At 46.2% G+C, this 13,279-nt stretch carries 15 protein-coding genes; 12 read left to right on the top strand and 3 right to left on the bottom strand.

Annotation, left to right across the window (positions count from 1 at the left end; genetic code table 11):
• Window positions 1-48 precede the first annotated feature (48 nt).
• Window positions 49-390 carry a transposase gene (locus JM83_RS19815; RefSeq protein WP_409994710.1) on the bottom strand — a complete coding sequence of 114 codons (342 nt, stop codon included), beginning with the start codon at window positions 388-390 and terminating at the stop codon, window positions 49-51.
• Window positions 335-724, bottom strand: coding sequence for a transposase (locus JM83_RS19810; RefSeq protein ID WP_144963513.1), 390 nt, complete (start codon window positions 722-724; stop codon window positions 335-337). The genes JM83_RS19815 and JM83_RS19810 overlap by 56 nt, the downstream gene beginning before the upstream one ends.
• Window positions 725-1,164: 440 nt before the next feature.
• Here JM83_RS19810 and JM83_RS19675 point away from each other — a divergent pair, with 440 nt between their 5' ends.
• Window positions 1,165-1,320, top strand: a complete 156-nt coding sequence (locus JM83_RS19675; protein WP_261376861.1) for a hypothetical protein — start codon at window positions 1,165-1,167, stop codon at window positions 1,318-1,320.
• An 81-nt stretch (window positions 1,321-1,401) separates the two neighbouring features.
• On the top strand, window positions 1,402-1,608 hold the full coding sequence (locus tag JM83_RS19670; RefSeq protein ID WP_261376860.1) for a hypothetical protein: 207 nt from the start codon (window positions 1,402-1,404) through the stop codon (window positions 1,606-1,608).
• A gap of 44 nt (window positions 1,609-1,652) precedes the next feature.
• On the opposite strand, the gene JM83_RS18215 is transcribed toward JM83_RS19670, so the two are convergent.
• Entirely contained in the window at window positions 1,653-2,738 is a 1,086-nt protein-coding gene (locus JM83_RS18215) for a Gfo/Idh/MocA family protein (protein WP_144963512.1), read from the bottom strand.
• A gap of 304 nt (window positions 2,739-3,042) precedes the next feature.
• On the opposite strand from JM83_RS18215, the gene JM83_RS18210 reads away from it, so the two are divergent.
• The 10 genes from JM83_RS18210 to nuoK all read left to right on the top strand — a co-directional run bounded on the left by JM83_RS18210 (window position 3,043) and on the right by nuoK (window position 13,273).
• Window positions 3,043-3,471: an NADH-quinone oxidoreductase subunit A gene (locus JM83_RS18210; protein ID WP_144963511.1), complete on the top strand. Its 429-nt coding sequence runs from the start codon at window positions 3,043-3,045 to the stop codon at window positions 3,469-3,471.
• Window positions 3,468-4,106, top strand: coding sequence for an NADH-quinone oxidoreductase subunit B (locus tag JM83_RS18205; protein ID WP_144963510.1), 639 nt, complete (start codon window positions 3,468-3,470; stop codon window positions 4,104-4,106). Before JM83_RS18210 ends, JM83_RS18205 begins: the two co-directional genes overlap by 4 nt.
• A gap of 379 nt (window positions 4,107-4,485) precedes the next feature.
• Window positions 4,486-6,225 (top strand): NADH-quinone oxidoreductase subunit C/D, encoded by a 1,740-nt coding sequence (nuoC, locus tag JM83_RS18200; protein ID WP_144963509.1) that lies wholly within the window; start codon window positions 4,486-4,488, stop codon window positions 6,223-6,225.
• Window positions 6,226-6,237: 12 nt separating this feature from the next.
• Window positions 6,238-6,717, top strand: a complete 480-nt coding sequence (gene nuoE, locus JM83_RS18195) for an NADH-quinone oxidoreductase subunit NuoE (RefSeq protein ID WP_144963508.1) — start codon at window positions 6,238-6,240, stop codon at window positions 6,715-6,717.
• A gap of 141 nt (window positions 6,718-6,858) precedes the next feature.
• The gene (gene nuoF, locus JM83_RS18190) at window positions 6,859-8,133 is read left to right on the top strand and encodes an NADH-quinone oxidoreductase subunit NuoF (RefSeq protein WP_144963507.1); all 1,275 of its coding nucleotides are present in this window, start codon (window positions 6,859-6,861) and stop codon (window positions 8,131-8,133) included.
• The gene (nuoG, locus tag JM83_RS18185) at window positions 8,130-10,820 is read left to right on the top strand and encodes an NADH-quinone oxidoreductase subunit NuoG (protein WP_222430242.1); all 2,691 of its coding nucleotides are present in this window, start codon (window positions 8,130-8,132) and stop codon (window positions 10,818-10,820) included. The genes nuoF and nuoG overlap by 4 nt, the downstream gene beginning before the upstream one ends.
• Window positions 10,813-11,769 (top strand): NADH-quinone oxidoreductase subunit NuoH, encoded by a 957-nt coding sequence (gene nuoH / locus JM83_RS18180; RefSeq protein WP_144963505.1) that lies wholly within the window; start codon window positions 10,813-10,815, stop codon window positions 11,767-11,769. The genes nuoG and nuoH overlap by 8 nt, the downstream gene beginning before the upstream one ends.
• Before the next feature lie 33 nt (window positions 11,770-11,802).
• Complete coding sequence (gene nuoI / locus JM83_RS18175; protein WP_144963504.1) at window positions 11,803-12,318, top strand: NADH-quinone oxidoreductase subunit NuoI; 516 nt, start codon at window positions 11,803-11,805, stop codon at window positions 12,316-12,318.
• 119 nt (window positions 12,319-12,437) lie between these two features.
• Window positions 12,438-12,971: an NADH-quinone oxidoreductase subunit J gene (gene nuoJ, locus JM83_RS18170; RefSeq protein ID WP_144963503.1), complete on the top strand. Its 534-nt coding sequence runs from the start codon at window positions 12,438-12,440 to the stop codon at window positions 12,969-12,971.
• A complete protein-coding gene (gene nuoK / locus JM83_RS18165; RefSeq protein ID WP_144963502.1) occupies window positions 12,968-13,273 on the top strand; it encodes an NADH-quinone oxidoreductase subunit NuoK in 306 nt (101 codons plus the stop codon). The genes nuoJ and nuoK overlap by 4 nt, the downstream gene beginning before the upstream one ends.
• Window positions 13,274-13,279: the final 6 nt, after the last annotated feature.

Genomic DNA, 13,279 nt, shown 5'->3' with positions numbered 1-13,279 from the left:
GATACTTAGGGGATATATTCCCTTGATGGGTACCGTTTATCCACCTCTTCAACAGGGAATCATATGTACATGGGGCAATAGTTCGTGTGCCTGCTGCCCACTGCCTGCTATCGGTCTTTTCACGTGGTCGTAATTTGAGCCCGCCAATTGGGAATAGCCCTGCCAGCCGTCTGTTATGACGGTGCTTCCCTTCTCGACATTTTCCTTTATGAACCCCATATAAGGTTCTCGCCGTCCGCAGCGTCGATACCTTTGAACCGTACACGCCCTATCTCCTTTCCGAGGCATTCCCGACACGACAACTAAGGTCTTTTCCGCCCCGCCCCCGCCGGTCTTACCGGTCCTGGCGTACCATCGTCCGCCGCAACTTGTGCAGCCACGACCAAGCAGTCTGATAGCTCCCGAACCCCATGAAATCCTTGAAATTGCTCGCGCTTACCACTGTATTCTGCGCCGCTACCCACCACATGACGTGAAACCTTAACAGAAGGGGTTTTCTTGTCCCGTGCAGGATCGTGCCCGAAGTGGCGGAGGATTGATGACCACACTTGCCACATTCGATAACCTTCCTATTGTTGACATAGTATTCGCCGTCCCCACACTTTCCGCATTGAAAGCCGTTGGGCCAACGTAACTTGATAATATAGTCCCGACAATCCTCTTCTTTCCTGAACCTGGCAAGGAACTCTTGATAGTTCCTCGGATAATCCTCTATCTTTGACATCTCCAAAATTATGAAATAATCCTACATGTGCGAAGTGGATAAGCAGTTCATTTAATTTCAATATTTTGTTTACTCTTAAGGCTCTATCTCTTTTAAGTGAGTGACTTTTAGTTGTTTCAATTTACAACTTTTTTTTTCAGAACCTCTAATTTTAACGTAATATTGTCGTCAAATGGCTACCAACTACTTTTAACAAACCAATGTGATTGTTCTTTTTAACTATAAATACTACTGTTTAAATAGTTTTTTTCTTTAAATATAGCTCTAAATCCAGTAGAAATAATAGGAAACAGCATTAATAAAAAGATTTTCCAAGTTATGGCCCAGTTCTTCAAAATCGGCATTATGAAAACCAAATATATTATTTTTGTGTTCTTATTTATTGGTTTTTACCAGTCAACTCAGAAAGGATATATAAAACAGGAGAAGGTCATTTAAAGATGAGGACCATTGTTGATGATAAGCCTATTAAAGCAGAAAACCATAAACTATCCTTATTTCTTGATTATGATTCCAAAATAGTAAATGGTTCCCTGGACCTTAAAACCTTAACGACACATAGTCCCGAAGTCAATGCCATTTTAGTTCAGGATTAAGACCCTATTTTGTTTAGCTTTACAGGGATTGTTCCATCGGAGGATTTTTCATCAAGGCATGGTCCAATCTCCTTTAATTGTTTGTTAGCAATTACTTATAAAGAGGAGATATTCAAAGCAGTGTTTAAAGCTACCATTACCCATGTAGAACAAGGAACAACTTGGTCATGCTTAATAAATGCAAGTGGGGAAATTATGGTTTCAGATACAAGTTTAAATTCGTTTATACCAAGCGTAGACCATGCTATAGGAGTGCAATTTGCTCAATTGATATTAAAGTTAGAGTAAATATTGCCTTTTAATATAAATGTTGGGGCTGCCAAGAAACTGTGCTATAATTGCATCTTCTTAGACCCATTTTTGGCCGATTCAAAAATGGCCTCTACAATACGTATATCCCGCTTACCTTCTTCGCCGGGCACGAGCATAGGTTCATTGTTAATGATGGAGAGGGCGTCGTTATCCATCTGGATGGCCTGCTGGTTGCAGTTGCAGGGGCTGAGGATCCGACCATCCCTTGTGGTACCGTTCACGCTGGTGTAGCTCTGAAATGGGGAAAGCTCATATCCCCCGCTGGTACATTTAATCTTGAGGTGGTTGTAGCCCTTGTTATAGGTGACCAGGCAATCTGCTTTCATACCCTGGGGAAACTCCAGATCAAAATACGTGATCTCATTGGCCCCGTTTTGAAAGAGTTCCGGACGCTTATTTTCGTGCCTTGCAATTACAGAGAGGGGCTCAAGGCCCGTGCTGTACCGTGCCGCATTAAGGGGATATACGCCCATGTCGTAGATGGCGCCTCCGCCTTTTGCCCCATCAAGCCTCCAGCCGCCCTGATTGCCGATCCTGAAACCGGCCGCGGTGTCTATGGTCTGTATGGGGCCATAAGGTTTTGTCTTTGCCCATTCTATGATCTGTTTGGTGTTTTTTTCATGCTGCATACGGTAACCTATGGCAAGCTTTACCTTGTTTTGGTTGCAAGCGTCAATAATATCCTGACATTCAGCGGTGGTCATGGCCATGGGTTTTTCACAAAAAACATGTTTTCCCGTATTTGCCGCCATCACGGCGTACTTGGAATGTAGGAACGTGGGCGTTACGATGTAAACCACATCAATATCGTTGTTATCGGCAAGGCTGTCCATATTTTCATAGCTGTAGACATTGGCGTCCTTGATGCCGTATTTCCGTTTCCAGGTGGGGATTTTATTTGGGCTGCCTGTTACAATACCGCGCAATTCTATATGCTGGGTTTCCTGTAATGCGGGCGCAAGCTGATTAGTGGCGTAATTGCCCAGTCCCAATAAGGCAACACCTAATTTTTTGGTCGGGCCAAAACTGTAAATACCTGAATAGGGTAGGACTGTGGCCGCTAGGAAAAGGCTCGATTTTTTGATGAATGTTCTCCTGTTCTTCATAGACTTGGTTTTGCTTCCGTGAAAATTGAGATACACCCGACTACCTGCCCGTCAATTGAAAATCATGAAAAATTTCTTAGCTGCTATAACAAATTTATCTCATTGCGGGAGTGGTCGTGAGGGCGGCTCCTTAGAGGCGTATTTTAAATGTATGTAAAGGATATTTATACGAAATTATATAAATTTAAACAATAATTGTGCAGCAAGACTACCATGGTAATAAATAATTTTGGAATATCAGTGGTCTTCTTATGAGAAGTTTTATACTTTTATAAATCGGTGATCTAGGAAAAACTAAATTTCAATGGAACATACCAACCCGGTTCTACTTTGGCCCTTTATCGTCTATAGCGCTGCCGTATTGCTACTGGTAGCAGGGATGATGGTTGCTTCTTATTTTTTAGGGGAAAAGCATTCCGAAAAAGCTACAAACCAACCCTATGAGGCCGGTATCAAGCCCACCGGGTCGGCACGATTGCAGTTTCCCATACATTTCTATCTCATCGCCATGTTTTTTGTGGTTTTCGACCTGGAAGCGGTTTTTATATTTACTTGGGCCATCTCCGTAAAGGAAACAGGATGGGTGGGGTATTTTTCCATACTCATATTTATAGTTGAACTAATTGTCCTGCTCATCTACCTGTGGAGAATCGGGGCGCTGGAATTTGGCCCCAATGGCAAGGTAATCCTTCAAGCATACCATAAAAAAATAAAAAAAGACAATTTCCTATGAAGTGGTGGACCAGTAAAATAAACGATCCTACGGCAGCCATAGAAGGCAGTAGCTCCTTTGAAGAAACCGTTCAAAAAAATGTTCTTTTGACCAATATGGAAAGCATGGTGGCCTGGGGCAGAAAAAATTCGATCTGGCCCTTCAATTTTGGGCTCTCCTGTTGCTATGTTGAGATGGCCACCAGCATTACCAGCAAATACGATATTGCCAGGTTTGGTGCCGAAGTCATCCGGGGCACCCCGCGCGAAGCCGATATGATGGTTATTGCCGGTACGGTATTTATTAAAATGGCTCCGGTCATTAAACGCTTGTACGAGCAAATGATGGCACCCCGCTGGGTGATCTCTATGGGTGCCTGTGCCAACTCAGGCGGCATGTATGATATCTACAGTGTGGTGCAGGGAGTGGATAAATTTATGCCCGTAGATGTATATGTGCCCGGATGCCCGCCAAGGCCCGATGCTTTTCTGGAAGCAATCTTGTTGTTAAGGGAACAGGTAGGTAAAGAAAGGAGGCCCCTAAATTGGAAAATGGGCCCCCAAGGGATCGTACGGCCCGAAGAGGTTTCCATGAAAGCACTAAAAGGACCGGAAAGGCTGAAAATGACCAATATAAAAACACCTGATGAAATATAGCTAATGGTTAATTGGGGATTGGTTAATGGTTAATTGGGAATATAGAAGATCTTCAGGTCAGTATGGAAGCTGACAGCCCGTAATTGAATAACCTGAAGAGTTACATAAGGGAAAATGTTTTCCCTATCAAAGATAAAAAAGCTGATAATAGGGTTCCTCCGTATTGCAGCCTATAGCCCATTTGGAAAATGAATTATATAAAAGAGGGTTTTCAAAAAGAATAAGGATGAAAGAGGATAGAGGAGAAAAGGATTTATCGCGCTTCATTTATAGTTTTTGCAGTGCTTGTCCAATTTCTCTGTTCTTTTTTCTGGTACCGGATTTTAAACCTAGCCTGAAAAGCCAGAAAAAGACAGGAAAAAATAAGTGATATAAAAGGATGAAGGAGATAACCTCCATATTAAAAGACAAATTTCAAGAGGCGGTGCTATCCCTTCAGGAGACCAAAGATGAATTTCCCACCCTCTGGATCCATGACGGCCACATCGTTGAGGTACTGCATTTTCTGAAAAACGAAGTGGACCTACCTTATAAAATGTTGTACGACCTTACCGCAATAGATGAACAAGCCAGAAAGTTCCGGGAGGGACAACCCAATAGCCGTTTCACGATTGTATATCAACTGCTATCCTTTAAAAGGAATGCTTTCCTGCGCCTAAAGGTACCACTCACTTCCAAAGAACCCTCCCTACAATCTGTTACCTCTGTATGGCCTGCCGCCAACTGGTATGAAAGGGAGGTCTATGATCTTTTTGGGGTGAAGTTTACGGGTCACCCGGATTTAAGGAGGATTTTAATGCCCCTAACTTGGCAGGGCCATCCCCTCCAAAAATGCCATCCCGCAAGGGCCACCGAAATGGGGCCCTTTCAGCTTCCCGATGACAAGCAGGAAAGGGAACAGGACGCACTCCAGTTTAACCCCGAAGAATGGGGGCTGGACAAAACCCTTGAAAAGGATGACCTCATGTTCCTTAACCTGGGGCCGCACCATCCCGGGACCCATGGAATCTTACGGCTTGTCCTGCAACTGGACGGGGAAGAAATAGTGAATATTGTGCCCGATATAGGCTTTCACCACCGCGGTGCCGAAAAAATGGGCGAACGCCAGTCCTGGCATACCTATATTCCCTATACCGACCGGGTGGAATATCTGGGCGGCGTGATGAATAATTTCCCCTATGTAATGGCCGTGGAAAAACTGGCCGGTATAGACGTTCCCGACCGGGCAAAGGTCATCAGGATCATGATGAGCGAATTGTTTAGGATTTCGAGCCACCTCGTCTGGTACGGTACCTTCGCCCAGGATCTGGGGATGATGACCCCGGTGTTCCTGATGTTCAATGACAGGGAAAAGGTACTTGGCGTCGTTGAGGCGATCTGCGGCGCAAGAATGCACCCCAACTGGTTCCGTATTGGGGGAGTAGCTCAGGACTTACCTAAAGGTTGGGAAAAATTGATCCAGGGACTCCTTGATTATTTACAAGGCAAACTGAAAGAATACGACAAGATGGTGATGAAAAACAGCATCTTCAAGGCGCGCACAGTGGGCATTGGCGTTTATTCCACCGAAGAAGCCATAGAATGGGGGATCACAGGCCCGGGATTAAGGGCCACGGGATTTGAATGGGATTTCAGAAAAAAGCAGCCTTATTCCGGATATGAACAATTTGAATTTGAGGTTCCCACTGGCCAGAATGGGGACTGCTACGACAGGTCGCTGGTTCGCATAGAAGAGATTAGGCAAAGCCTGCGCATTATTGAACAATGCCTGCACAATATGTCGGAAGGCCTATATAAATCTGAGCATCCACTTACCACCCCCCCTCAAAAAAAACATACTATGAAGGACATTGAAACCCTTATCCATCATTTTGTGCACACTACCTGGGGGCCGGCGATACCCCATGGGGAAGCATTTTGCGGGGTAGAAGCGACCAAAGGCCACAATGGTTACTACCTCATCGCCGATAATAGTACCTCCTCCTACAGGACCAGGATCCGTACGCCTTCTTTTCCGCATATGCAATTTGTGCCGCAAATCAGCAAGGGCTATACCATAGCCGATTTAATGGCCATTCTGGGAAGTGTGGATTATGTGCTCTCGGATATTGACCGATAAAGGATATTAAAAATGGCAGAAGAAAATATTTTATCAGAAAAGGAAATAACCGAAATCCGGGAGATCTATTCGCATTTTCCCCTAAAAAGTGCGGCTTGTATCGAGGGGCTCAAGGTCGTTCAGAAATACCACCGCTGGGTCTCCGATAAAGCCTTAAAAGAACTTGCGGCCATCCTGGAGATGTCCCCGGACGCGGTAGATAGTGTGGCCACTTACTATAGTTTGATCTTCCGTAAGCCGGTGGGCAGGCATGTGATCCTGGTTTGCAACAGTATGAGTTGCTGGATCATGGGCTACGAAGAAATCCTGGCCTTTTTAAAAGGCAAACTGGGCATAGAATATGGCGAAACCACCCCCGACGACCGTTTCACCCTACTGGCAATTCCCTGTCTTGGCACTTGTGATCATGCCCCGGCACTGATCATTGATGAAGACCTCCACCGGGACCTGACCCCAAATAAGCTCGAAGAAATATTGAAAAAATATGAATAAGGGGAAAAGGAAGAACCAAGAACAAAGAATCAAGAACCAAGAACTAAGAAGAAAGAACAAAGAATATAGACAGGCTAAACACTAAACAAACGTTGAACATTGGACGTTGAACGTTGAATATTTGAAATGCTGAATAAAAAAATGGAAAGACCACTGACCCAACATATTAAAAACGATGGCACTTGGCTTAACCTGAAGGAATATGAAAAAACCGGGGGGTACCAGGCATTGCGGAAAGCACTTTCCATGCCACCGGAAGAACTTACCACATTGGTAAAGGATTCCGGATTAAAAGGGCGTGGTGGCGCCGGTTTTTCTACCGGGATGAAGTGGAGCTTTGTGCCGATGGGCAGAAAAGCGCCCACCCCCAAATATTTTGTGGTCAATGGGGACGAAATGGAGCCCGGAAGTTTTAAAGACCGGTTGCTGCTGGAAGAAAATCCCCATCAATTAATCGAAGGGGCCATTATAGGAGCTTATGCCATTCAGGCAAATTTCAGTTATATTTTCCTGCGATGGGCGTATCACAGAGCAGCCAAAGCCATTACCCAAGCCCTTCAGGAAGCTGTTGAGGCAGGATATCTTGGGGAAAATGTCATGGGAAGTGGTTTTAACTTGGACATGTCACTGCATATAAGCGTGGGAAGGTATATGTGTGGGGAAGAAACCGCACTGTTAAATGCCCTGGAAGGAAAGCGGGCCAACCCCAGGGCCAAGCCGCCCTTCCCGGTGGTTAGCGGGCTATTTGGTAAACCCACGGTTGTCAACAATGTGGAGACCGTGAGCAATGTACCCCATATCATTGTCAATGGTGCCGAATGGTTTCTACAGTTGAGCAAATCTGAAGAAGGTGGCACCAAACTTTATGGGGCAAGCGGTCGGGTGAAGACACCCGGTCTATGGGAACTGCCTTTAGGTACCACCCTGCGCGAACTCCTGGAAGTGCATGCCGGGGGGATGCAGGATGGGTATAATTTTAAAGGCGCCCTGCCCGGTGGGGGTTCTACCGATTTTCTTACCACCGAGCATCTGGACGTGCCTATGGATTTTAAAAATGTGGAGCAAGCGGGCAGCAGGCTGGGCACCGGCACGATCACTGTTCTGGATGATAAAACCTGCCCTGTCGGGATGGTGCGCAACCTGGAACATTTTTTTGCCCAGGAATCCTGTGGCTGGTGCACGCCTTGTCGGGAAGGTCTGCCCTGGACAGCCAAGATCCTTGATGCGCTTGAAGACGGCCGCGGTAAAATGGAAGACCTGGATATCCTCACTTTTCAAACAAGGTATATGGCCCCGGGAAACACCTTTTGTGCGCTGGCCCCGGGTGCTATGGAGCCCTTGCAAAGCGCCTTGAAATACTTTAGGGAAGATTTTGAAAAACATATCCACGAACATACATGCCCCTGGAAATCATGAAAGTAGAGATAAACATCGATAATAAAGTTTACGAGGTAGATAAAAACACGAACCTCCTCGAAGCCTGCCTTTCGCTCAAGATGGACCTCCCTTACTTTTGTTGGCACCCCGAGTTGGGATCGGTGGGGGCCTGCCGCCAATGTGCCATTATCAAATACAAAGATGCCGATGACAAAAAAGGCAAACTGGTCATCGCATGTATGGAACCTGTAACCGAAAATGTGCGCATCTCCCTTCAAGCCCCGGAAGCACATGGGTTTCGAGCTGACAATGTGGAGGCACTTATGATCAACCATCCGCACGATTGCCCGGTATGCGACGAGGGCGGGGAATGCCATTTGCAGGATATGACCGTTATGACAGGGCATAACTACAGAAGGTACCGTTTCAATAAAAGGACCCATAACAATCAATACCTCGGGCCTTTCATCAATCACGAGATGAACCGGTGTATCCAGTGCTATCGCTGCGTAAGGTTCTATAAAGATTACGCCGGTGGAAAAGACTTCGACGTTTTTTCGGCCCATGACGATATTTATTTCGGGCGCCATGAACCGGGCGTTTTGGAAAATGAATTCAGCGGCAATCTGGTGGAAGTATGCCCTACGGGTGTTTTTACCGATAAACCCTTAAAAAAACATTATACCCGTAAATGGGACCTTACCAATGGGCCTTCCGTATGCCATAATTGTTCTTTAGGCTGCAACATTATCGGTGGGGAACGTTATGGCAGCATTAGGAGGATCATGAGCCGCTACAACGGCGATGTTAACGGCTATTTTATATGCGACCGCGGCAGGTTTGGCTATGAATATGTGAACAGTGAAAAAAGATTGTTAGCTCCTTTGACAAAGACCAAAGAAAGTTTTATACCAGTTATTAAAGAACAAGCTGTTCAGGAAATAAGGGAGATCACCAGCGGAAAAAAATTAATCGGTATTGGTTCGCCCAAAGCTTCCCTTGAATCCAATTTTTTATTGCGCAAATGGGTAGGTGCCGAAAACTTCTATGCCGGGATCCCAGCTTCCGAAGCCATCCTGATCCATCAGATCATTAAAATACTGAAAGAAGGAACAGTAACAACCCCTTCGTTGAATGAGGTAAAGGAATATGATGCGGTGTTCATTTTGGGGGAAGACGTCACCAACACGGCGCCCATGTTAGCACTTAACCTCAGACAGGCCGCAAAGAACAAGCCTGGCGAAGTGGCGAAAGACTTGAAAATCCCGGTTTGGAACGATGCCGCCACTAGGGAAGTTGTACAGGAAGCTACGGGGCCCTTTTATGTGGCCACCATCAATACAACGAAATTGGACGAAATTGCGACACAATCATATTACGCGCATCCCGATGATATCGCCCGCCTGGCCTATAACGTTGCCAACACTATTGATGGGCAATTACCTTCTGTAGAAAATGACAAGAAAACCCAAAGACTAGCCTCTTCGGTTGCCGAAGCGATGTTGAATGCGAAAAAACCACTTATCGTTGCGGGTACCAGTTTATACAATGAAGCCATTGTACAGGCTGCCGCCACCCTGGCTTTTGCGTTGAAAGCACAGGGAAAATACCCCGGGCTCCTGTATGTGGTTCCGGAAGTGAATTCCATAGGATTATCGATGATCTCTAATCAATCTTTAGACGATGCTTTTGAAAGGGCCGATCGTGCCGATGGGGCAATAATCATGGAAAACGACTTGTACCAGCGCATGGACAAAAGAAGTACGGACACTTTTTTTCAGCAGCAAAAAAATATTATCAGCCTGGATTACTTGGAAAATGGGACTACCAATCAGTCCAATTACATCTTGCCGGCCGGGACTTTTGCCGAAGCCGATGGTACAGTGGTCAATAACGAGGGCAGGGCACAGCGTTTTTACAAGGCCCATCGTCCTGATAACGATATCAGAAGCAGTTGGGAATGGATACAGGAAATCATGACCGATAAGCCATCTGTGGCAAATTTGGATGAAATTGTGAGCGCCATGGTGCGGGAATTTCCGGAATTAGAAGCAGTACAATCCGTAGCGCCCCCTGCTGGATTTAGGGAGGGAACTCAAAAAATACCCCGTGAGCCCCACCGGTACAGCGGAAGGACGGCCATGCACGCAGATGCGGGGGTAAGCGAACCCAAACCGCCAGAAGACCCCGATTCCGCACTCTCCTTTACGATGGAAGGTTTTACCGGGGCCCCACCTGCTGCAATCACACCTTTTTACTGGACCCCGGGATGGAATTCGGTACAGGCGATCAATAAATACCAGATTGAAGTAGGAGGTCCCTTGCATGGGGGAAATCCGGGGAAGCGTTTATTTGGATCCGTAGAAACTACCAACTTGGATTTTTCGGAAAATATACCTTCCCACTTTTCCCCTAAACAGGGTAAATGGTGGGTGCTGCCCCTTTATCATATTTTCGGATCAGATGAATTGAGTGCACAAGGCCCGGCAGTAAAGGAAAGGATCCCCCAAGCTTATATTGCGCTAAATGAGGACGATGCCCTGGACCACAATATTAAGGAAGGAGACCTGCTCGAAATTTCTGTTAAAGCTGAAAAACATCATTTTCCGGCCAGGCTGCATAGCGGAATACCACAAGGCATTTTTGGCCTGCCAAAAGGGCTGAAGGAAACCGCGGGGATTGAATTTCCATTTTGGACGACGATAAAATCGATTAGCAATGGATGATAATTTAAAATATATCCTTATTTCACTGGGAATCCTGCTGGTGCTTGTAAGCATTGCCGCCGGCCTTATCTGGGTAGAAAGAAGGATGCTGGCCCTCTGGCAGGACCGGTATGGCCCCAACCGTACAGGCCCCTTTGGCCTGCTTCAGGTTGCAGCCGATATGATCAAGATATTTTTTAAAGAAGACTGGGTGCCGCCTTTTGCCGATAAAAAAGTGTTTATCCTGGCCCCGGGCATCATTATGGCCGCCATATTGCTCGGATTTGCGGTTATTCCCTTTGCGCCCGGGATTTTGGTGGCAGACCTCAATATCGGTCTGCTTTTCTTCCTGGCCATGTCGTCGTTGGGGGCTTATAGCGTGGTGCTTGGCGGTTGGGCCTCCAACAACAAATATTCCCTTCTCGGCGCTATCCGCGGATCGGCACAAATGATCTCTTATGAAGTTTTTATGGGCCTCTCATTAATGGGGGTCGTGATAATGGCCGGGTCTTTCAATATGACCGATATTGTCCTGGCACAGAAAGGGGGATGGTTTGTTATTCCCCAGTTTTTGGGATTTGTGATATTTTTTATAGCGGGCATAGCTGAAACGCACCGCCTTCCCTTCGACATTCCGGAAGCGGAAAGCGAATTGGTGGCGGGATACCATTCAGAATATTCCGGGATGAAGTTCGGGATGTTCTTTGTAGGGGAATATTTGGGCATTACGTTTATCTCGGCCTTGACCACTACCTTGTTTTTTGGGGGCTGGCTGGGATTTGGCTTCCTGCCCCCGGTACTTTGGTTCCTTATCAAGACATTTGTTTTTATCCTGTTCTTTGTCTTGCTGCGGGCTGCATTGCCCCGGCCAAGGTATGACCAACTGATGTCGTTTGGATGGAAAATCCTTTTACCGCTCTCCCTCTTGAATTTATTGGTGACCGGGGCGCTTGTATTATATTTTAATTAAAAACACGGAGTTTAAATTAAAAAACAGTAAATCATGTTCAGCAATTTAAGATCGCTTTGGCTTGTTTTTCTACATATGTTCCATAAAAGGGTAACGGTAGAGTACCCCGAGGAAAAGGTGCCTTTACCGCCCCGCTGGCGGGGCAGGATCGTCCTTAGCCGTGACCCCGATGGCATGGAGCGCTGCGTGGGTTGTTATTTATGCGCAGCTGCCTGCCCCGTAGATTGCATTTCCCTTCAGGCCACTGAAGATGAAAATGGGCGCAGGTATCCGGAGTTCTTCCGCATCAACTTTTCGAGATGTATTTTTTGCGGATATTGCGAAGATGCTTGCCCCACGTATGCTATACAACTTATCCCCGATTTTGAAATGGGGGAATACAACCGCCAGAACCTCGTCTATGAAAAAGAAGACCTTTTAATAGCGGGCCAGGGGAAGTATCCCGGCTATAATTTCTATAGGGAAGCCGGGGTTGCCGTAGGGGTTAAAGAAAAAGGTGGTGGGGAAAAAGAAAATAAACCGGTAGATGTGAGAAAGCTTATGCCGTAAGTAACAACAAGAAACAGGAGATAAGAGACAGGAGACAGGAGACAAGAGAGAATTAGGAACCGTCCTTCGGCGAAAAGCTCAGGAACTAAAAATAAAAGTGAAATATATTAATTAACGAGATGAACATACTATTTTACATTGCTGGTATTCTGGCCATCATTTCTACCTTGTTGGTCATCACACGGAAAAATGCCGTTCATGCACTTTTGTATTTTATTGTTTCGCTGCTGTCGGTTTCGGTGGTGTTCTTTATATTGGGCGCCCCGTTTATTGCCGCTTTAGAGGTGATCATCTACGCAGGTGCCATTATGGTACTGTTTGTTTTCGTGATCATGATGCTGAATATGGGCGGCTCGGGAACAAAAGCGGAAAATAGCTTATTGAAACCCAAAACCTGGGTGGGGCCGTCAATTATCGCCTTGATCCTTTTGGGGGAGATGCTGTACTTGTTAATCAGTCAGGAAGGTCATGCCATGGCGCAACAAGAAGTGCCCCCTACAGCGGTGGGCGAATTGGTGTTCACCAAATATACGCTGGTAGTGGATCTGGCGGGATTTTTATTGACGGCCGGGATTGTAGGCGCCTACCATCTTGGTGAAAAAGAAAAGAAGAGCCATCACCGGTATTTAAAAAATGAAAACCAGAAAGTATGAATGTACCCATGGAACATGGCCTACTGTTGGCGATAATTTTATTTTGCCTCGGATTGACGGGCTTGCTGATACGCCGGAATGTTATTTTCATGCTGCTATCCATAGAGATCATGCTTAATGCAGCGGGTGTGGCATTTGTAGTGGCCGGTGCGGCTTGGGGCCAGGCCGATGGGCAGGTCATGTTTGTTTTTATACTGGCCATGGCGGCAGCAGAGGTTTCGGTGGGGCTGGCTTTAATTATACAACTGTTTAAAAAGGCAGGATCACTGGATGCCGGGAAGGCCAATAGTATGAAAGGATAGGAAAAA

It is taken from the genome of Gillisia sp. Hel_I_86, from assembly GCF_007827275.1.
Taxonomy (GTDB): domain Bacteria; phylum Bacteroidota; class Bacteroidia; order Flavobacteriales; family Flavobacteriaceae; genus Gillisia.
This window is presented reverse-complemented; position numbering and strand designations above follow the sequence as displayed.